General features: G+C 38.2%; 19 protein-coding genes and 1 other annotated feature. Of the genes, 6 read left to right on the top strand and 13 right to left on the bottom strand.

Annotation, left to right across the window (positions count from 1 at the left end; translation table 11 throughout):
• Positions 1-52: 52 nt before the first annotated feature.
• The gene (locus tag BAZO_RS22725; RefSeq protein WP_003329784.1) at positions 53-820 is read left to right on the top strand and encodes a DUF6448 family protein; all 768 of its coding nucleotides are present in this window, start codon (positions 53-55) and stop codon (positions 818-820) included.
• A 48-nt stretch (positions 821-868) separates the two neighbouring features.
• Here the strand turns inward: BAZO_RS22725 and serS are convergent, their stop codons facing one another.
• From serS to guaB, 5 genes are all read right to left on the bottom strand, one after another.
• Entirely contained in the window at positions 869-2,155 is a 1,287-nt protein-coding gene (gene serS, locus BAZO_RS02995) for a serine--tRNA ligase (protein WP_003329782.1), read from the bottom strand.
• 110 nt (positions 2,156-2,265) lie between these two features.
• Positions 2,266-2,511: a binding site (T-box leader), on the bottom strand.
• A gap of 37 nt (positions 2,512-2,548) precedes the next feature.
• Positions 2,549-3,139, bottom strand: a complete 591-nt coding sequence (gene pdxT, locus BAZO_RS02990) for a pyridoxal 5'-phosphate synthase glutaminase subunit PdxT (protein ID WP_003329781.1) — start codon at positions 3,137-3,139, stop codon at positions 2,549-2,551.
• Between the two features lie 186 nt (positions 3,140-3,325).
• The gene (pdxS, locus tag BAZO_RS02985; RefSeq protein ID WP_003329780.1) at positions 3,326-4,213 is read right to left on the bottom strand and encodes a pyridoxal 5'-phosphate synthase lyase subunit PdxS; all 888 of its coding nucleotides are present in this window, start codon (positions 4,211-4,213) and stop codon (positions 3,326-3,328) included.
• Positions 4,214-4,431: 218 nt separating this feature from the next.
• Positions 4,432-5,796: a D-alanyl-D-alanine carboxypeptidase family protein gene (locus BAZO_RS02980; protein ID WP_003329779.1), complete on the bottom strand. Its 1,365-nt coding sequence runs from the start codon at positions 5,794-5,796 to the stop codon at positions 4,432-4,434.
• Between the two features lie 171 nt (positions 5,797-5,967).
• Positions 5,968-7,431, bottom strand: a complete 1,464-nt coding sequence (guaB, locus tag BAZO_RS02975; protein WP_003329778.1) for an IMP dehydrogenase — start codon at positions 7,429-7,431, stop codon at positions 5,968-5,970.
• Between the two features lie 135 nt (positions 7,432-7,566).
• Here guaB and BAZO_RS02970 point away from each other — a divergent pair, with 135 nt between their 5' ends.
• Complete coding sequence (locus BAZO_RS02970; protein WP_003329777.1) at positions 7,567-8,553, top strand: YaaC family protein; 987 nt, start codon at positions 7,567-7,569, stop codon at positions 8,551-8,553.
• Positions 8,554-8,744: 191 nt separating this feature from the next.
• On the opposite strand, the gene BAZO_RS02965 is transcribed toward BAZO_RS02970, so the two are convergent.
• The 8 genes from BAZO_RS02965 to dnaA all read right to left on the bottom strand — a co-directional run bounded on the left by BAZO_RS02965 (position 8,745) and on the right by dnaA (position 18,836).
• The gene (locus BAZO_RS02965) at positions 8,745-9,830 is read right to left on the bottom strand and encodes an HD-GYP domain-containing protein (RefSeq protein WP_003329776.1); all 1,086 of its coding nucleotides are present in this window, start codon (positions 9,828-9,830) and stop codon (positions 8,745-8,747) included.
• Positions 9,831-9,883: 53 nt separating this feature from the next.
• Positions 9,884-12,400 carry a DNA gyrase subunit A gene (gene gyrA, locus BAZO_RS02960; RefSeq protein WP_003329775.1) on the bottom strand — a complete coding sequence of 839 codons (2,517 nt, stop codon included), beginning with the start codon at positions 12,398-12,400 and terminating at the stop codon, positions 9,884-9,886.
• Positions 12,401-12,418: 18 nt separating this feature from the next.
• A complete protein-coding gene (gene gyrB / locus BAZO_RS02955; RefSeq protein WP_003329774.1) occupies positions 12,419-14,344 on the bottom strand; it encodes a DNA topoisomerase (ATP-hydrolyzing) subunit B in 1,926 nt (641 codons plus the stop codon).
• A 32-nt stretch (positions 14,345-14,376) separates the two neighbouring features.
• Positions 14,377-14,640: an extracellular matrix regulator RemB gene (remB, locus tag BAZO_RS02950; protein WP_003329773.1), complete on the bottom strand. Its 264-nt coding sequence runs from the start codon at positions 14,638-14,640 to the stop codon at positions 14,377-14,379.
• 26 nt (positions 14,641-14,666) lie between these two features.
• On the bottom strand, positions 14,667-15,782 hold the full coding sequence (gene recF / locus BAZO_RS02945) for a DNA replication/repair protein RecF (RefSeq protein ID WP_003329771.1): 1,116 nt from the start codon (positions 15,780-15,782) through the stop codon (positions 14,667-14,669).
• Positions 15,769-15,987, bottom strand: a complete 219-nt coding sequence (gene yaaA / locus BAZO_RS02940; protein WP_003329770.1) for a S4 domain-containing protein YaaA — start codon at positions 15,985-15,987, stop codon at positions 15,769-15,771. The genes recF and yaaA overlap by 14 nt, the downstream gene beginning before the upstream one ends.
• Before the next feature lie 164 nt (positions 15,988-16,151).
• Positions 16,152-17,291 carry a DNA polymerase III subunit beta gene (dnaN, locus tag BAZO_RS02935; RefSeq protein ID WP_003329769.1) on the bottom strand — a complete coding sequence of 380 codons (1,140 nt, stop codon included), beginning with the start codon at positions 17,289-17,291 and terminating at the stop codon, positions 16,152-16,154.
• A 198-nt stretch (positions 17,292-17,489) separates the two neighbouring features.
• Positions 17,490-18,836 carry a chromosomal replication initiator protein DnaA gene (gene dnaA / locus BAZO_RS02930; protein ID WP_003329768.1) on the bottom strand — a complete coding sequence of 449 codons (1,347 nt, stop codon included), beginning with the start codon at positions 18,834-18,836 and terminating at the stop codon, positions 17,490-17,492.
• Positions 18,837-19,414: 578 nt separating this feature from the next.
• Here dnaA and rpmH point away from each other — a divergent pair.
• The 4 genes from rpmH (at position 19,415) to jag (ending at position 21,613) form a co-directional block, all read left to right on the top strand.
• The gene (gene rpmH / locus BAZO_RS02925; protein WP_003329767.1) at positions 19,415-19,549 is read left to right on the top strand and encodes a 50S ribosomal protein L34; all 135 of its coding nucleotides are present in this window, start codon (positions 19,415-19,417) and stop codon (positions 19,547-19,549) included.
• 221 nt (positions 19,550-19,770) lie between these two features.
• A complete protein-coding gene (rnpA, locus tag BAZO_RS02920) occupies positions 19,771-20,124 on the top strand; it encodes a ribonuclease P protein component (RefSeq protein ID WP_003329766.1) in 354 nt (117 codons plus the stop codon).
• 101 nt (positions 20,125-20,225) lie between these two features.
• Positions 20,226-20,993: a YidC family membrane integrase SpoIIIJ gene (gene spoIIIJ / locus BAZO_RS02915; protein WP_003329765.1), complete on the top strand. Its 768-nt coding sequence runs from the start codon at positions 20,226-20,228 to the stop codon at positions 20,991-20,993.
• Positions 20,990-21,613 (top strand): RNA-binding cell elongation regulator Jag/EloR, encoded by a 624-nt coding sequence (gene jag / locus BAZO_RS02910; protein ID WP_003329764.1) that lies wholly within the window; start codon positions 20,990-20,992, stop codon positions 21,611-21,613. Before spoIIIJ ends, jag begins: the two co-directional genes overlap by 4 nt.
• Positions 21,614-21,726: the final 113 nt, after the last annotated feature.

The raw sequence follows: 21,726 nt of genomic DNA, 5'->3' as shown, positions 1-21,726 counted from the left end.
CTAACATAAAAGCATAGATCAAAATCAAATTATTTTAGGGAGGCAATTCTTCATGAAAAAAATTAAAATACCAAAAGTTTTTGGAGCAGCACTAATAAGTGTGGCGATTGCTGCTTCTATACCTACAATGGCAAGCGCCCATTGTGATACAATGGACGGCCCGGTAATACATGACGCCCAAAAAGCATTAGAAACAAATAATATTGATTACATTTTAAAGTGGGTTTCCGAAGAAGATGAAAAAGAGGTAAAGGATGCCTTTGACCTGGTTATGAAGGTCAGAAGCACCGGTCCGGAGTCACAAGATCTTGCTGACCAATATTTCTTTCAAAACTTAGTTAGAATTCACCGTGCCGGTGAAGGCGCCCCATATACAGGAGTTCAGCCAGAAGGCACACCTGTTGATGAGGCAGTAATGGCGGCAGATAAAAGTATTGAAGCAGGCAATTTGGATGCCTTTGAAGGACTAATTGAAGAAGAAAGAATGCCTGGTTTGGAAGAAAGATTTGCTCGTGTTCTTGAGACAAAGGACTTTGATGTAAATGATGTTGAAGCAGGAAGAGACTATGTCGAAGCCTATGTTCAATTTACGCACTATGCGGAAGGGGAAGAACATGGTGAAGGCCACGGAACAGAATCTGGGGCAGCCCATGTTGAAGGGGAAACTGCCGGACATGATGTTGCTGCTGAGGCAGACCATGGAGATGAAAATTATAAATCAATTGCCTCATTACCGATAATACCATGGAGCCTGGCAGGTGTATTTTTTATAACAACCGTCATTTTCGGTGGTGCCCATTTTAGAAAAGTACACAAGTAAATAAACGACTAAAGGGGATTCAGTTTGAATCCCCTTCTCTGTTGCTGTTTATTTTGATTTTGGCTTAATAACCTCAACATTTCCCATATAAGGTCTTAATACCTCTGGGATTACAACACTGCCATCTTCTTGTTGGTAATTCTCTAATATAGCTGAAACGGTACGGCCAATGGCCAATCCAGATCCGTTTAGTGTATGAACGTGCTCTGGTTTTGCACCTGGTTCACGACGGAAGCGGATGTTGGCACGTCTTGCTTGGAAAGCTTCAAAGTTACTGCAAGAAGAAATTTCTCGATATGTGTCGTAGCTTGGAAGCCACACTTCAATATCGTATTTTTTAGCAGCAGTAAAGCCAAGATCAGCTGTACACATGCTCATAACACGATATGGAAGACCTAATAACTGAAGAATTTTCTCAGCATGGCCTGTAAGTTTTTCTAATTCATCATAAGAATCCTCCGGTTTCACAAAGCGAACAAGTTCAACTTTATTAAACTGGTGCTGGCGGATTAATCCGCGTGTATCACGGCCCGCTGACCCCGCTTCAGAACGGAAACATGCACTATAGCCGCAATAAGCGATTGGAAGTTCTGCTCCATCTAGGATTTCGTCACGATGCATATTAGTAACTGGAACCTCAGCCGTTGGAATTAAGAAATAATCCATGCCATCAATTTTAAAAGCATCCTCTTCAAATTTAGGCAGCTGACCCGTTCCAATCATACTATCTCTGTTTACCATATAAGGCGGGATTACTTCCTCATAGCCATGGTTGTCAGAATGGTAATCCATCATAAAGCTGATAAGGGCACGTTCAAGGCGGGCACCCAGGCCTTTATAAAATACAAAACGGCTGCCGGTAACCTTTCCTGCCCGCTCAAAGTCAAGGATTCCAAGAGTATCTGCAACATCCCAGTGTGGCTTTGCTTCAAATGAAAATTGTCGAATATCGCCCCATTTGCGAACAACAACGTTATCATCCTCAGACTCACCAACCGGTACTGTTTCATGTGGAACATTCGGAATAGAAAGCAATAAAAGCTGAAGATCATCTTCCACAGTGCGTAATTCATCATCAAGTACTTTAATACGGTCGCCAACTTCTCTCATTTCAGCAATAAGATGATCAGCATCCTGCTTCTCTCTTTTCAATACAGATACTTGCTTTGAAACTTCATTACGCTTACTTTTAAGTTCTTCACCTTCGGCAATGAGTTCACGGCGCCTTGCATCCAACTCACCAAAACGGTCAAAGTCTCCTAAATCCTCACCACGACATTGCAGCTTTTCTTTAATTCCCGCAAAATTTTCTCGTAAAAATTTCATATCAAGCATTTTATGTTCCTCCTTTATTATAGTTAGTGTTTCACTGTCTAGCTCCAGTGACCAGCGACTCGAAAAACGGTCACTTACGCTTTTCTAAACAAAAAACTCCCGTCCCTATAAAAAGGGACGAGAGTTAACCCGCGTTGCCACCCTGATTGAAAAAAGACACTAGCCCTTTTTCCACTCATAATCATAACGGTTTTCAAACCGAAAATACTTACTTAGCTCTAAAGCTATCCATTGGCCTTACAGCTGTTCAATATTTTGCTCAGGGATGGATTCACAATAGCCCTTTATCGGTTTGCACCAGCCACCGACTCTCTAGAAAAAGAATTATTGTTACTAGTTCCCGTCAACACTATAACGTATTTATAACTATATTTTACCACAAAAAGTCTTCTGTTATACAGCTAATTTTTCTTTTGCACCTTCAACCATTTTAACAAAGTATTCAGCCATACGGTGATCATCCGTTAATTCTGGATGGAATGAACATGCTAAAAAATTGCCTTGTTTAACTGCAACAATTTTATCGTTATGCTTGCAAATGATTTCAACATCGTTGCCAACTTCAAGTATTCTTGGTGCACGAATGAATACACCTACGAAGTCATCGGCGACATCTGTAATCATCAGGCTTGCTTCAAAGCTATCTACCTGACGCCCGAAAGCATTACGTTCAACGGTCATGTCAATTAACCCTAAATGTGCATTTTCCCCGCCAGCAAGCTTGCTTGCCATCAAGATTAAACCTGCACAAGTACCAAAAATCGGCTTGCCGCTTTTTCCAAATTCTTTAAGCGGTTCAAAAAAACCATATTTATCAATTAAACGTCTCATGGTCGTGCTTTCACCACCAGGGAATATAAGACCGTCGATGTCTTGTAATTGTTCAACCCTTTTAACGGCAACTGCTTCTGCACCTGCTGCTTCAAGGGCGCGAATATGTTCTCTTACAGCCCCTTGTAGAGCCAAAACACCCACTTTAACCATGTAACATTCTCCTTTTTACTCTATCTGCCTGCGTTTTTCATTGTCCAGCTCCAGCGCCTAGCAAACTTCAGGTCTCCTCCCTACGATAAGTCAACATCGGCTCTCTACGCTCGCCGTGTTTCCTTTATCTCAGTCGAAGCCCCTCCAGTTTGTACGGCGCTAAGCAAGGCGCTTGCGCTTTTCTAATTACCAGCCACGCTCTTGCATGCGCTCGCTAGGTTGTAATGATGAAATTTCAATACCCTTCATCGCTGTTCCTAAGCCTTTTGAAAGCTCAGCAATTAATTTGTAGTCTTCATAATGAGTTGTTGCTTCAACGATTGCACGAGCAAACTTTTCAGGGCTGTCAGATTTGAAGATACCTGAACCAACGAATACTCCGTCTGCTCCTAATTGCATCATTAATGCAGCATCGGCAGGTGTTGCAACACCGCCAGCAGCAAAGTTAACAACTGGAAGTTTGCCTTCGCGCTTAATTTGAAGAACTAGCTCAAATGGAGCTTGGATATTTTTAGCGAATGTCATTAACTCATCTTCTGACATTGCAGCAACTTGACGAATTTGTGATTGAACCATACGCATATGACGAACAGCTTCAACAATATTACCTGTTCCTGGTTCACCTTTAGTACGTAACATAGAAGCACCTTCACCAATGCGGCGTAATGCTTCGCCTAAATCACGGCATCCGCAAACAAATGGAACTGTGTATTCACGCTTATTAATGTGATACACTTCATCAGCAGGAGTTAATACTTCACTTTCATCAATGTAGTCTACTCCCATTGCTTCTAAAACGCGTGCTTCAACAATATGACCAATACGAGCTTTTGCCATAACAGGGATTGACACAGCGTTCATAACTTCTTCTACGATTGTTGGATCAGCCATACGAGCAACTCCACCAGCTGCACGAATATCTGCAGGTACACGCTCAAGTGCCATTACTGCGACCGCACCAGCAGCTTCTGCAATTTTAGCCTGCTCTGCATTGACAACGTCCATAATAACGCCACCCTTTTGCATTTCAGCCATTCCACGTTTTACTCTTTCTGTTCCAATATTCTGTGACATTTTAAAAACTCCTCCTAAATGTATGTATTCATTCTTTATCTTTATCTTTTTTATACTATCATCATGTACAAATAAAGGCCTATCAAATATTTTAACCTAAAATATCGAAAATTCCTATTTTTATTTATAAAAAAATAAAAAATCCATAAATTCTACTAGGAATACTCGAATATTCCATCGTAGACTTTATGGATTTTACTGTTTTTTACTTCGTATTATTATGAAAATAAACCTGCGATACCACCGGCTACACTTGACCAAATATCAGCGAAGAAGCCACCGATCGCCCGCATTGTTAATGAGAACCAATTTGCTTTTTCAACACCTGTTTGTGTAACGATAGCTACCTTTTCACTAGCAGCACCATTTTTTAATAGGTAGCCATAGTTATTTTCACCTTTATATTCATAGGTTAAGTAGCCAACCTTTTGCCCTTTTTCTGCGGGAGCGACTAATGTGCCTTTTTTCGTAAGGGCCTTTTTGTCTAATATTAACTTTGGTTCATATAGCTCTTCTTCATTTGTTTTAATTACAGTTTTTAAAGCTTCTTTACTAGCAATTTGAACCTCTTTTTGTTTTCCCTTTTCAACCTTTAGGACATCATGCTTTTTGACTTGATAGTTTGCAGGGAAAAGTTCTTTTTCTACAAAGTTACTAAATCCATAATCAAATAGTTTTTTAGTTTCTTCAAAACGTTTATATTGCGAATTGGTCTTCATGACAACACTTATAAGTCTCATTCCATTACGCTCTGCTGTTCCTGTGAAGCAATAGCCTGCAAGAGATGTAGAACCTGTCTTAAGTCCGTCTACACCTTGGTACGCGAATTGCTGTAAATATCCAGGAATATTAGGGAGCATAGCATTCCAGTTCAACATGCTAATTCCTTCGCCATCAATTCCTTTTGTGAATTTTTTAAAAGGAATGCTCGCAGTTTCCAAAACCTCAGGATAATCTTTAAGTAAGGAGTAAGCCAAGATTGCTACAGATCGTGGTGACATCATATTTTCTTCTGTCTCACCTGTCCCCTTGGGATGCATGCCTAATAGGTCTTGATTATTTAAACCCGTTGAATTGACGAATTTAGCATCCTCCATCCCTAATGCTTGAGCTTTATCATTCATCATTTTAATGAAATTTGTCTCAGAGCCGGCAATTGTTTCAGCTAATGCAATTGTTGAACCATTGGCAGAGTAGATTGCCATTGATTCGTAAAGCTCTCTTACTGTATATTTAATGTCCTTTCTTAACGGAACATTTGATAGCTTTGTATTTTGAGAGATTTTGTATACATAGTCAGTAATGGATACTTCCTGGTCCCAGCTTACTTGTTTGTTGTGAATTGCCTCTAGCAATAAATACTCTGTCATCATTTTTGACATACTGGCAGGAGGTAAAGTCATATCTGGGTTTAACTCATATAAGATTTTCCCCGAATTTGCATCAACTAAGATCGCTGCTTCCGCTTCCAGACCAAGCTCGACAGCACTCGCTTTAGTAGGGAAATTTGCAAATAAAGTAGTAAATAACAGTAGTGTAAGCAAACTATAAAGGAAACCTTTGTTCCTTATATGTTTTTTCAATTCAAATCCCTCCAATAATTTCTCAAAACCATCTATAGAGATCTACCTTCAATGGTTATTTTACTTTTTAATCCCAACGGCTATTCTATCAAATTTAACATAAAAAAAACAGAGGAAAACCTCCTCTGTTTTAAAAAGAACAGTTGTTAAAATTTTACAAGTATATGAAAATTACACAGAATAATTTGGTGATTCTTTTGTAATTTGGACATCATGCGGGTGGCTTTCGCGCAAGCCGGCGCCAGTCATACGAATAAATTGTCCATTTTCACGCAAATACTCAAGGTCTTCAGCACCACAATATCCCATTCCTGAACGAAGTCCGCCAACTAATTGATAGACCATATCGGCTAGTGGCCCTTTATATGGAACACGTCCTTCAATTCCCTCTGGAACGAACTTTTGATTTTCTTCTTGGAAATAACGGTCCTTACTTCCTCTTTCCATAGCTCCAACAGAACCCATGCCGCGATATACTTTAAAACGACGGCCTTGGAAAATTTCCGTTTCACCAGGGCTTTCAGTTGTACCAGCAAAAATACTTCCAAGCATAACAGCATTTGCACCTGCTGCAATCGCCTTTACAATATCCCCTGAATACTTAATACCGCCGTCCGCGATAATTGGAACACCATACTTTCTTGCTTCCGTAGCACAATCATAAACAGCTGTAATTTGCGGTACGCCAACACCAGCAACTACACGAGTAGTACAAATAGAACCTGGTCCAATACCAACTTTAACAATATTAACACCAGCTTCGATTAACGCCTTCGTACCTTCACCTGTAGCAACATTACCTGCAATAATATTTAAATTTGGATAGGCATCTCTAATTTCGCGAACTCTTTTTAGAACACCTTCAGAATGTCCGTGTGCTGTATCGATCACAATTACATCGACGCCAGCATTCACCAATGCTTCAACGCGAATCAAGGCATCAACCGTTGCACCAACTGCTGCTCCAACCAACAATCTTCCCTGACTGTCTTTTGCGGAATTAGGAAATTCAATGACTTTTTCAATATCTTTAATTGTGATTAATCCTTTTAATGTACCTTCATTATCAACTAAAGGTAATTTCTCAATTTTATATTGTTGGAGAATCTTTTCTGCCTGTACTAAAGTTGTCCCAACTGGGGCGGTAACTAAGTTTTCTTTTGTCATCACATCATAAATTTTGATTGAGTAATCTTGAATAAAGCGAAGGTCACGGTTAGTTAGAATACCAACTAATTTAAGGTCGTTTTCATTATTAACGATAGGAACACCAGAAATCCGATATTTGCTCATTAAATGTTCTGCATCGAACACTTGATGTTCTGGTGTTAAAAAGAATGGATTTGTAATAACGCCACTTTCAGAACGTTTTACCTTGTCTACCTGCTCAGCTTGTTGTTCAACTGACATGTTTTTATGGATAATACCAAGGCCACCTTGTCTTGCCATTGCAATAGCCATGTCTGCTTCTGTAACAGTATCCATACCGGCGCTAATTAATGGAATATTGAGCTTTAATGTCTCTGAAAGAACGGTCTTTACTTTAACATCTTTTGGTAAAACATTAGAATGAGCCGGAACTAACAACACATCGTCAAATGTTAATCCTTCCTTACTAAACTTACTTTCCCACATGGTAAAATCTTCTCCCTCGCATAAATTTCTGAAAAATATTATTAGTAGCTTAACAATTGGACACAATACTGTCAAGGAACGACAATGATCTCGACAATATTTTTATAATAAGTTTTAATTGGAGGCAAAATCAGTATGGGCTCTTGGGATTCTGTTTGGAAATCATTCGCAATTTTTCATTCCTCAATCAATGTACAGAGATACCTTTTACATAGCTACCAACATAACGGTGTCGATGATTCCGAAAAGAAGAGCTTCGAAAACTGCTATCCATTTATTTATTATCTAGATCATGGAAAAAGCTATTATGAGCTTTCTAAACAAGCTCCTTTGTCAATCAAGCCCATTTTATTGTTTTACGGAATGGTTCAGTTGCTTAAAGCTTGTCTACTGACAGTTGACCCGGAATACCCTGAATCCTCCACTGTTTTAGCACATGGTGTGACAACACGTAAAAGAAAAAAAAGAAACTATGACTTTCTAAAGGATGAAGTAAAGGCCCAAAAAAATGGTTTGTTCTCACATGTTGCCGTCAAAATGTTCCATGTGAAACACCATCTAGATTCGGAAAAATACACTATGGACTTTCTATTAGGGCGGATTCCTGAATTAGATTACCTTTTTCAAGTTAGCTTAGAGAAGCAACAAAACTATAAAATAGCAGGCCTAGATGACCAAACTTTTATCATACCTGCTTGCATATTAGATGATTTGCATATGACGGTTGACCGCTTTGATCATTTTTTAAAAGAAATATTGTCTTTTGATTACCAAATAATCAACAAGGCGGGCGCGGGTTGCAAACAACCAAACTATATTGAATTGCGAGCGAATGGCCCAATAAATCCTAATGACTGTTCGCCGCTCCAATTTGATTGCTTTGAAAATACATTACATATCCCCACCGACAAAGAGCAGTTTTTGTTTTTTCCAGAGATCTTAACACATTATTTGCTGCTTTATAATTTAAGTATGATTAGCAGGTATGAGACTGAATGGTGGAGTGAGCTATTACATGGCTTCGACAGCTTGGATTACCCATTTATTGAGCAATTCTTAAGTGTTACTGCTGTAAAAGTTCCGTATCTTATTAATCAATACTTGCAAAAAACAAAAATTTAAGTAAAAGGAAGGGATTGCCCATGAAAATGCTTTAGAGCAGCACTTTTGGACAGACCCTTCCCAATTAATCAAATGCGCCTTGGAGTATTTGCGCCCAGATTTTTTCGAGCTTGCTCGAAAAATTACCTTTGAAAATCTGAGACATCCGCCGGAGGCTTAACTTTACTCAGCACGCTTTTTGCTGAATAAGGTTATAGTATTTCTTCGATAAAAAGATCTCGCTGATTAACAAGCTGGATGATCTCCCCTGATTCATCTAATCTGACCATTGGCCTTGTTGGGGATTTTTGCTCAATAAAAACAATTTCTCCAATTTTATTATTCGATAATCGGACCTTTGTCCCGGAAGAAAAGTTCGTCATTATTTTAGTTAAAGTTTGGACAACCTTCATATCAAATTTGCCAAACTGATCCTGCAATATTGATTCTAATACTTTAAATGGAGATTGCTTACTGCGGTAATTTCTTTCTGACGTCATGGCATGATAGACATCGGCAACAGAAATAATTCTTTCATAAGGGTGTAAATAATCTGAATGAACACCATTAGGGTAGCCGCTTCCATCAATTCGTTCATGATGCTGATAGACAGCCTTTTTCACTTCATCTCTGAGAAGTTTAATATCCTTTAAAAGGATGTAGCTATAGACTGGGTGTTTTTTGACTTCTTCAAATTCCTCTCTTGTCAATGGTCCCTTTTTATTCATGATTTTCATTGGAATTTTGGCCATACCGCAATCACACATAGCACCCGCAATACCAATCTGAATATAATCTCCTTTTGAGAAGTTAAGCACACTAGCCAATACAGCTGACATTGCTGCAACTGAAATAGCATGATGATATAGGTAGTCCTCCATCGTTGAATAATGGTGAAGAGTAAATAATTCCCGTGGATTTTCAATTGCTCCCTCAATAATCGGTACTACTAATGTCCTTACAGCTGGCATATCAATGACCATACCTGACTGCCAACTTTGAAACAGTTTTTTATAGCCTTGGACAGCCTTTAGATACTTCTCCGTAAAGCTATGTTGGACTATTGTAGATTCTTCCTTTTTGAATTGATTCCCATCTTCAATCCAAGCAGGATTAAATGGCTCACCAGTAACAAGAGTAGGCTCTACCGCAACTTCTTTTATTAAAAAGGCATTAAGTATTTCTATTGTTTTTTTTGATAAGACTGTTTTCTGTGAAACAATCGGAAAATTAGTTAGTGAAAAGACATCTGCAGATAATATACAGCCTTCTATTAATTGACTAGTCTGGACTTTCATAAATGTCTCTCCCCCTTAACTAATTTCCAAAAGTGTCATAGACTTTGTGTTACTTATTCATTTTGATCCGGTTCTGAATCCTCTGGCGCTTCTTCATTTGTTTCTTCAACCGCCACTTCATTCTCCGGTTGCTCTTCTTCCTCTTCTTCACGGTCAACTTTTGCAACAGTAGAAACAACCTCATTTTCATCAAGACGCATTAGTTTAACACCCTGTGTATTACGTCCGGTAATTGAAATTGTATCTACAGCCATCCGAATTACGATGCCGCTTTCGGTGATGAGCATTAAATCCTCTTCACCTGTAACTGCTTTAATCGCCGATAATGGTCCATTTTTTTCAGTAATATTACAAGTCTTAATACCTTTTCCACCGCGGCTTTGCATACGGTATTCACTTAAAGGTGTACGTTTACCGTAGCCATGACGCGTTACAACTAATACATCTTCTTTTCCTTCAATGATTTCCATACCGATGACATGATCATCTTCATTTAGATTGATTCCTTTTACACCAGTCGCCAACCGGCTCATTGAACGAACATCGGTCTCATTAAAGCGAATTAACATCCCATTCTTAGTACCAATCATAATCTCTCGTTGGCCGTCAGTTAGTCCGACTGAGATAACCTCGTCACCTTCCCTTAAATGAAGGGCAATTAAACCACCTTTTCGAATATTGGCAAATGAAGATAATGATGAACGCTTGACAACACCTTGCTTCGTTGCAAAGAACAAGTACCAGTCGTCTAAAAATTCCTCAACCGGAATCACAGCGTTGATCCATTCATCTTTCTCAATTTCCAATAAATTAATGATTGGAATTCCTTTTGCTGTTCGGCTGAATTCAGGAATTTCATAGCCTTTTAGGCGATACACCTTTCCTTTATTGCTAAAGAAAAGAATCGTATTGTGGGTTGAAGTAGAAAGTAAATGTTCAACAAAGTCATCTTCATTGGTGCCCATTCCTTGTACCCCACGACCACCTCTTCTTTGGCTTCTGTAAGTATCAGCCGGCAATCTCTTAATATAACCTTTGTGGGTAAGCGAAATAACGATGCTTTGCTCTGGGATTAAATCCTCGTCTTCAATCTCGCCAAAGCTGCCGGAAATAATTTCAGTGCGGCGTTTATCATAAAAGCGCTCTTTAATTTCAGTTAATTCTTCGCGAATAATATCAAGAACCTTTTCTTCATCCGCTAATATTGCTTTTAATTCTGCAATGAGTTTGATCAGTTCCTGATACTCTTCTTCAATTTTCTCACGTTCTAAACCTGTTAGACGCTGCAAGCGCATATCTAAAATTGCTTGTGCTTGCTTTTCAGATAAATTAAATCTCTCCATCAATCCTTGTCTCGCAATATCCGTTGTTTGCGAGGCGCGAATTAAGGAAATAATTTCATCTATATGGTCTAGAGCGATTCTTAAACCTTCTAAAATGTGAGCACGGGCTTCAGCCTTGCGCAGTTCAAATTCAGTTCTGCGGCGAATGATCACAATCTGATGATCAAGGTAATGGCTTAACATTTGTTTTAAGTTCAATACCTTTGGATGACCGTCGACAAGGGCAAGCATATTGATACCAAAGCTAGATTGCAATGCCGTTAGTTTAAATAAGTTATTTAAAAGGACATTAGCATTTGCATCCCGCTTAACCTCAATCACGATTCTCATACCATTACGGTCTGATTCATCACGGAGATCTGATATTCCCTCAATTTTTTTGTCGTGCACAAGCTCCGCTATTTTTTCAATCAGCTTTGCTTTATTAACCTGGTAAGGTATTTCATTGATGATAATTGTTTGTCTTCCGTTTGCCTTTTCCTCAATAAATGATTTAGCACGGAGGGTAATGGACCCTCTTCCTGTCTCATAGGCCCGGCGTATACCACTGCGGCCTAATATTTGTCCAGCTGTTGGAAAGTCAGGTCCAGGTACAATTTCCATCAATTCAGCAATGGTAATGTCACGATTACGGCTGACTGCTAAAACTCCGTCAATGACTTCCCCTAAATGATGCGGGGGAATATTAGTGGCCATCCCTACGGCAATACCTGAAGCTCCATTTACTAAAAGGTTTGGAAATCTTGCAGGTAATACGACTGGCTCCTTTTCCGATCCATCATAGTTATCTTGATAGTCAATCGTATCTTTGTTGATATCGCGCAACATTTCCATTGCCAACTTAGACATCCGTGCTTCTGTATAACGCATCGCAGCTGCTGGGTCTCCGTCCACGGATCCGAAGTTTCCGTGACCATCCACTAACATATAGCGAAAGTTAAAATCTTGAGCCATCCGAACCATTGCTTCATATACGGCAGAATCACCGTGTGGATGATATTTACCGATTACATCACCAACGATACGGGCAGATTTTTTATGTGCCTTATCTGCTGTATTCCCCAACTCATTCATCGCAAATAAGATTCTTCGATGCACTGGCTTCAGGCCATCCCTTACATCAGGTAAAGCACGAGATACGATAACACTCATGGCATAGTCTAAAAAGGATGTCTTCATTTCAGTGCTTAAATTTATTTCTTGTATTTGTTGACGTTCTTCCTGCATATCTTAAGCCCCTCCTCTCTATATATCTAGATTTTTAACATAACGGGCATTTTCTTGGATAAATTCACGTCGTGGCTCTACTTGATCCCCCATTAAGATTTCAAATACTTCATCTGCTTCCATTGCATCCTGAAGCTGTACTTGAAGCAATGTCCGAACTTCCGGGTCCATTGTAGTTTCCCATAACTGTTCTGGATTCATCTCCCCAAGACCTTTATAGCGTTGTAAACTTGGTTTAGGGTTATCAGGTAATTCGGCTAAAACCGCTTCTAACTCACGGTCATTATAAGCATATATCACCTTTTTCCCTTGCTGCACCTTATATAAAGGTGGTTGAGCAATATAAATATAGCCATTTTCGATGATTGGCTTCATAAAGCGATAGAAGAATGTTAACAGCAGTGTACGAATATGTGCTCCGTCAACATCCGCGTCGGTCATAATGACAATCTTGTGATATCTTGCCTTTGAAATATCAAAATCTTCGCCTATTCCAGTTCCAAGTGCTGTAATAATCGTACGAATCTCATTATTTGATAAAATTCTATCTAAACGTGCTTTTTCTACGTTAAGGATTTTACCGCGTAATGGAAGGATGGCTTGGAAATGGCGATCCCTTCCTGATTTAGCTGAACCACCCGCAGAGTCACCCTCAACGATATATAATTCACTAATAGAAGCGTCTTTGGATGAACAGTCAGCCAGTTTTCCAGGTAGACTTGATATTTCCAGGGCACCTTTACGGCGTGTCAATTCTCTCGCCTTTTTAGCAGCAATTCTTGCCCTTGAAGCCATTAATCCTTTTTCGACAATTTTTTTACCTACTGAAGGATTCTCCATTAAAAATTTATCTAATTGCTCTGAGAATACAGAATCAACAATCGCTCTAACTTCACTATTCCCAAGCTTTGTCTTTGTCTGGCCCTCGAATTGTGGGTCAGGATGTTTAACGGATATAATCGTTGTCAACCCTTCACGAACATCGTCCCCGGTTAAATTGGGGTCATTTTCTTTAAACATACCGCTTTTTCTTGCATAGTCATTAATAACACGTGTTAAAGCTGTTTTGAAACCAACCTCATGGGTTCCGCCCTCATATGTATGAATATTATTTGCAAAAGAATATATATTACTAACATAACTGTCATTGTACTGAAGGGCCACCTCGGCAGTAATCCCATCTTTTTCACCCATCACATAGACAGGCTCTTCATGAATAACTTCACGAGAACGGTTTAAATGTTCAACATAGGAAATAATACCGCCTTCATAGCACCAATGCTGCGTTTTTCCTTCCGGGCGCTTATCTTCAATGATTAAATTTAAACCGCGATTTAAGAAAGCCAGCTCACGAAGACGAGTCGCTAATACATCGTACTCGTAAACGGTTGTTTCCTGGAAAATTTCAGGGTCAGGACTAAAATGGACGATCGTTCCAGTTTTATCAGTTTCCCCAATAACTTTTAACTCTTCGACAACAGCGCCGCGCTCAAATTTTATATAATGAATCTTACCATCAAGGTGAACAAAAACCTCTAGTTCAGTCGATAAAGCGTTAACTACAGATGCACCAACGCCATGCAGACCACCAGACACTTTATAGCCGCCACCGCCAAACTTACCGCCGGCATGAAGGACAGTCATGATTACTTCAACCGCCGGACGTCCCATCTTCTCCTGAATACCGACAGGAATCCCACGCCCGTTATCTGTTACCGTAATACTATTGTCCGCTTCAATTGTTACCTTGATCTCCGTACAATAGCCGGCTAATGCCTCATCAATACTATTATCAACAATTTCCCAAACGAGATGATGAAGACCTTTTCCACTAGTAGATCCAATGTACATTCCTGGGCGCTTTCTTACAGCCTCTAGACCCTCAAGAACCTGTATCTGATTAGCATCATAGCTTGTTTCTACTACTGTTTGTTTTTCTTCCATGGCCACTAAAACCACCTTCACTTTGTTTACCTTTATTCGCTTACCATTTCCAACTCATAGATATATTGGGACCGTCTTTTTAATGTGACGGCTGTTAACGGTGAAAAATAAACCTTATTTTCAGTTACAACAATAGATTTAACCGTTCCATCTGAGATGTGAACAATATTATTTTTTTTGTTATTCACATCGATAAATTCCTTTAAAATTTCCGATTCTTCGGCTAAATTCGAATCAATAATAGCCACGATTTCTTTTGTTTGTAGAACAATATCCTCACCTAAATGCAGAAACAAACACTTATCCACCCCTCGCTCAAAGTTTAGGAATTTTCAACGCCACCTGCTGTTACATAAAATTTTGCAGCCTTTTTTAATGTTTCATGATCAATTCCTTCCACACTTGTCGTTGTAACGAATGTTTGAACTTTGCCTTGAATGGTATTTAGTAAATGTGATTGTCTATAGTCATCAAGTTCCGAAAGTACATCATCTAAAAGTAGAATCGGGTATTCTCCAACCTCTGATTTAATTAATTCAATTTCCGCCAATTTTATTGATAAAGCCGTTGTTCGCTGCTGTCCTTGAGAGCCATACACTTGAACATCCTTATCATTTACAAAAAACTGCATGTCATCGCGATGCGGACCAGCCAATGTAATCCCTCTGTCAATTTCTTTTTCTTTAATTTTTGAAAATTTTTCATAATATACTTCTACCATTTTTGACAACTCTATATCCTCTGATACATCAACAGAAGGATTATACTGAATTTTCAGCGTTTCTAGACCTCTTGAGATGCCCTTATGGATGGGTTCAGCCCAATTTTGCAGCAAATGTAAAAAGTGAATTCTACGATTCGTTATTTTTACCGCAATTTCGACAAGCTGGGTTGTCAATATTTCGAGCATAACCTTATTTTTCTCAGGGGAGCGATTATATTGTTTTAGTAAATGATTCCGCTGTTGCAAAATATGATGATACTGATTTAAATCATGCATATAGACTGGCATAACTTGCCCGATCTCAATGTCTATAAAACGTCGACGAACCTGAGGACTTCCTTTGACAAGATTTAAATCCTCAGGTGCGAACATCACGACATTTAATGAACCAATATAGCTGCTTAATTTTTTTTGTTCTAACGAATTTACCTTTGCTTTTTTGCCTTTATTTGATATTACAAGTTCAAGTGAAAGAGCGGACATTCTTTTTTGCACTCTTCCTTCTATTTTAGCATACTCTTCATCCCATTTGATAAGTTCTTTATCTCTTGACGTCCGATGAGACTTTGCAATCGCTAACACATATATACTTTCCATCAAATTTGTTTTCCCTTGTGCATTCTCACCAAGGATTACATTTACTTTATTTTCAAAAGAAAGCCTGGTTTTCTTATAGTTTCTGTAGTTTGTTAATGATAGTTCAGTTAAAAACAATTTTAAAAGCCCCAATCCCTTTAACAGATACTTCATCATTGTGTATCAGCTTTTTGCCTCTTCGATTTTCAGGTTCACCATTGACGAAAACTTCATGTTCACTTAAAAACCATTTAACGGCACCACCGGTATCAATGATTCCAGCCAATTTTAGAAATTGACCTAACGTGATATATTCCGTTGAAATGGTAACTTCAGTAGCCATCATTTCTCACCTCAATTTTGTATTCGATCACATTTTTTGCTGTTAGTTTCATTTTACTAAATGTTGGATAAATATAAAAGAAAGCTAAAACAGGAACTATTGAATTTATTTCCCGTTCAGCTTTCAAATAAAAGTTGGTGCTTCTTTATCCAGCTCTTCCGCTTTTAGTATGTTCTTACTGGTAGGATAAGCTGAAGAATTGAATCATTATCTAAAGGTCGAATTAAAAACGGACGCATAGCCCCTGTAAAACTTATTTTAATATCCGTACTATCCAAAGCCTTCAAAGCATCCATCATATATTTAGCACTAAAAGAAATTTTTAATTCTTCTCCAATGAGGGATTCACAATTTACATCTTCCTCTACTTTACCAACCTCAGGCAATGTTGTCGAAATTTGGACACTGTTGTTATCAAATGTCGTTAATTTAACGACATTGTTTCGTCCTTCTTTTGCTAGTAAGGAGGCACGATCGATTGCTTGCAGAAAATCCTTGGCCGTAATGATAACTTCGGTCTTATAATCAGTTGGGATCAGTCTTGATGTATCAGGATAATTGCCTTCTAATAATCGTGAAAAAAATAATAAATACTTTGTTTTGAACAATATTTGATTATCAGTAATGACAATATCGATTAGATCATTTGTATCTTCTAAAATCTTATTTAATTCATTTAAGCTTTTTCCTGGAATAACTACACTTGTAATATTGGATATTTCCCCGCTCTCAATTGGAGCCTTTCTCATGGCCAGACGATGGCTGTCCGTTGCTACGCAAATCAATTCTCGATCTTCAATTCGCCAGTTTACACCTGTTAAAACTGGTCTTGTTTCAGATGTTGACACCGCAAAAACGGTTTGGCGTGTCATTTGTTTTAGCAGGTCGATTGGCATTTGAAAAGCATGATGATCGGAGATTTGCGGCAACTGTGGATATTCTTCAGGGTCCAATCCAATTAAATTAAATTCAGCACTTCCAGAAACAATTTTAGTGGAAAAATTATCTTGAACCTCGATATCCACAGTTTCCTTCGGTAATTTTTTTACAATCTCACTGAAAAATTTAGCCTGCAGAACAATGCTTCCTGTTCTTTGGATATCCACATGTTGATTACCTTCTTCCTCAGCTGGAATAAAGCTCTCAATTGAAATATCTGAATCACTTCCTGTTAAGGTTACGCCATCATGAGTAGCCGATATTTTAATTCCCGTCAAAATTGGAATTGTTGTTCTTGATGATACAGCTTTCATTACATCGTTAACAGCATCTACTAATTTATTTTGTTGAATGGAAAATTGCATTTTTTAAATGCCTCCTATTTGTTATTTTTTCAAACTGGCTGGCATATATTATTATTTTAAGAAATAAAAATATAGTAATAATAATAGTAGGGCTTGTGGATTTGTGGATAAGTGTAATTTTGAAACAGTAGAAGAGTCTATCCACATGTGGATAGACTGTATATAAGTAAGTTAAAGTTATTCACATAATCCATACTTTTATAATTTAAGTTTTTCTTCTATCTCTTGGATCCTCCGCCCGAATTCTGTATCCGACTGCAAGAGTTTTGAGATTTTTTCATGGGCATGAATGACTGTTGTATGGTCTCTACCGCCAAACTCCTCACCGATTTTCGGCAGTGATGAATCCGTCATCTCTCTCGACAAATACATTGCAATTTGCCGTGGAAATGCGACAGATTTTGTTCTTTTCTTAGCTTTAAAATCCTCTAATTTCACGTGATAAAATTCGCCAACAACCCGTTGAATTTCTTGAATGGTGATTACTTTTGTCTTCGTTCCTGGAATGATGTCTTTAAGTGCTTCCGCAGCTAAATCCGCATTAATGTCTTTATTAATTAATGAGGAGTATGCTACTACACGGATAAGGGCACCTTCCAGCTCCCGAATATTCGTATCAATTTGATTAGCAATGTAAATCATAACTTCATTGGAAATATCGAGACCCTCGGCCTTTGCCTTCTTGCGAAGGATGGCAATTCTTGTCTCCAAATCAGGTGGTGTGATGTCCGTAATCAGGCCCCATTCAAATCTTGAACGCAAGCGATCCTCTAATGTTGGAATTTCCTTTGGCGGGCGGTCACTTGAAATTACTATTTGTTTACTTTCCTCATGTAATGCATTGAAGGTATGGAAAAATTCCTCTTGAGTCGATTCTTTTCCAGCCAAAAATTGAATATCATCAATTAAAAGAACGTCAACCTTGCGATATTTATTGCGAAACTCAATCGCTTTATTATCACGAATCGAGTTAATAAACTCATTTGTAAATTTTTCAGAGGATAGGTAAACCACTTTTGCATTAGGATTATGTTCTAATACATAATGCCCGATGGCATGCATTAAGTGGGTTTTTCCCAGTCCAACCCCCCCATAAATAAACAATGGATTATAGGCTTTTGCTGGTGCCTCTGCAACAGCTAGGGATGCGGCATGTGCAAAACGATTGCCTGACCCAATAACAAAGGTATCGAAGGTATATTTAGGGATCAGCATACTTTGGGGCATTTCTTCAGAATGCTCTTCAACTTGTTTCTTTTTGGCCGGGCCTTCAAATTTTAGCACTTCCTCTTCTTGAGATTGTGGGATGACAAATTTTATTTCCAATTCCGCTCCCGTGATATCAAGAATGGTATCGGCTATTAGTTTTGAATACCTTGTTTCAAGCCAATCTCTAGCAAAGTCATTCGGTGCAGTAATGATTAAAGTGTCATTTGTAAGTGAGTGAGCTTTTGTTGACTTTAACCAAGTTTCAAAGCTGGGCTTGCTTAATTTTTTCTGGATCGCTTCTAAAGCCTTGGTCCATAAATCAGAGATGTTTTCCATTACAGAAAGACTCCCTCCTTTGAAAAGGATTTAAAAAAAACGAAGGAGGGCATAAAAAACAGCTTGTACAGCTTTTGTACACCCTCAAAAATGATAAATGTATATAATTGCATAAAAATAAATTCCACAAGAAAAGTGTATAATTATATAATATAGTAGAAAAGTGTTTATTCGACTTTTTACACAGCTGTGTGGACAAATTTCTCCACAATAGTTAATAAAATTATACACAGGTTGTCCACATATGTGGATAAGTATATATAGTAAGAAAAGGGAAAACACAAATATAATAACAAATAAAACCCTTAATTGCAATGGGTTTTGGCACTTTATCCACAATTACCATACCTTGTGGAGCCAACTTATCAACAACACTATATTTTGTGTAAAGGTTGTAGATAACTAGTGAACATGTAGAAAAATGTCGAAAAGGATATCCACATGATGAATTTTGGATATTACGTAAAGAATTTTTGGGAAAACTTGAACTTTACATGGAAGATTGACAATATGCCTACTGACCGCTATACTTAGTAGGACTGTCTTTAAGAGTTTTTCCTCAGGGAGGTGCAAATATAATGAAACGTACTTATCAACCAAATAATCGTAAGCATAAAAAAGTACATGGTTTTCGCGCTCGTATGAGCTCTGCAAATGGACGTAACGTTCTTGCTCGTCGTCGTAGAAAAGGAAGAAAAGTATTATCAGCATAGGCCACTGAATAAGATCAGTGGTTTTTTTTCTATAAAGGTTAGAAAAGCGAAGGTGACTGTTTAGCGACGAAAAAACTGGAGCACGGCGACTGAGATAAAGGAAACACAACGTGCGAAGAGAGTTGATGTTGACTTATCGCAGGGAGGCGGGGGGAAGTTTTTCGAGTCGCTGGGTGGCTGGAGCTGGACAAAGAAAAGCAGAAGCGCCGGAGTGAATTTTCGTGAACAAAAGGAATAGAATTAAAAAGAATGATGAATTTCAAGCGGTTTTTAAACGAGGAGTATCCGTAGCCAATCGGCAATTTGTCATTTATATGCTAGAAAAACCGGAGCAAATTGAAATGAGAATTGGCTTATCTGTAAGCAAAAAAATCGGAAAAGCCGTCGTTAGAAATCAGATCAAAAGAAATGTCAGACAGACTTTTCTGGAACTGAAGGAAGACTTAAAGCAAAATATCGATTATGTCATAATTGCCCGTAAACCGACAGCGGAAATGAACTTCCAAGAGACAAAGAAAAGCTTAATCCATGTATTAAAAATAGCAAAAGCGTTTACAAAGAAAATAAGCATATAAAGAAGTCGAAATTATAAAGGATTTATATTAGGAAGTGTCATATTTATAATGGTAATATAAATCTATCATACATAGGAATTCGCAAGAAGGAGGAACGGAGTTTGAAGAAGAGAATCGCCCTGATTTTGACCTTAGTGGGTCTATTAGCGGTTTTATCTGCATGTTCGCAAGTGAACACGCCAATCACCGCAGAGAGTGAAGGGATTTGGAACCAGTATTTTGTATATCCATTATCCTGGTTAATAACGTATGTTGCTAATCTATTTGGTGCTAATTATGGACTTTCTATAATTGTTGTTACAATTATTATTCGTTTGGCCATTTTGCCTTTAATGATCAAGCAAACACAAAATTCAAAAGCGATGCAAGCTATTCAACCTGAATTAAAAGAACTTCAACAAAAATATGCTTCTAAAGATCCAAAAACACAACAAAAGCTTCAACAAGAAACAATGGCATTATTCCAAAGACATGGTGTTAACCCTTTAGCAGGATGTTTCCCACTAGTTATTCAAATGCCAATCTTAATCGGATTTTACCATGCCATTATGAGGACAGCTGAAATTGCAAATCATAGTTTCTTATGGTTTGACCTTGGAGATAAGGATCCATTTTATATTTTACCTTTAATAGCTGGTCTGACTACATTCCTGCAGCAAAAAATGATGATGCATGGTATGGAAAATAACCCGCAAATGAAAATGATGCTGTACATTATGCCTGTCATGATCGTTGTATTCGCAGTTTCATTCCCAGCTGCATTATCACTATATTGGGTAGTGGGTAATATCTTTATGATTGTCCAAACTTATTTCATTAAAGGTCCAGTAAAAACTGAAGTGAATACTACAGGGGGAGCGAAGAAGTGAAACAAGTAACAGCTACCGGTACAGGGCAAACAGTTGATGAAGCGATTGAATCTGGATTAAAGGAACTTAATGTTTCAAAGGATAAAGTGGATGTTTCGATCATCGATGAAGGCAAAAAAGGTTTATTCGGTGTATTTGGAAACAGACCTGCGATTGTAAAGCTTACAGTTAAGATTGACCCTGTGTTTGAAGCTCAAACCTATTTAGAAGATGTCATTAAAAAGATGGGGATTTCAGCTACTGTAGAAAAATCCCAACATGGCAAAGAGCTTTCATTTAAAGTATCAGGTGAAGATGTCGCGATCCTAATTGGAAAGCGCGGCCAAACATTGAATTCTCTTCAATATTTAGTTCAATTAGTGGCCAACAAGTATTCAGAAGAGTACTTAACTGTAATTGTAGATGCTGAAGATTATCGATTACGACGTAAAGAAACATTGGAACAGCTGGCAACAAGGCTAGCGGAAAAAGCTAAGAAGACAAAAACAAAAGTCGTTTTGGAACCAATGCCGTCGTTTGAAAGGAAAATCATCCATTCTGTTCTTTACGATGTAGATGGTGTAACAACTTCCTCTGATGGAGTAGAACCCAATCGTCACATCGTGATTATCCCGAACTAAAAATGATAATAAGAAGCATGGCAGTACTAGATTAATTCTAGTAGTTGCCATGCTTTTTTGTACTATAAGAAATTATTATTTTATGGATTATAGTATAAGAAAAGATATTGATA

The organism is Schinkia azotoformans LMG 9581, assembly GCF_000307855.1.
GTDB lineage: Bacteria > Bacillota > Bacilli > Bacillales > Bacillaceae_J > Schinkia > Schinkia azotoformans.
Note: the sequence above shows the minus strand (reverse complement) of the source record. Positions and strands in the feature narration are given on the sequence as shown.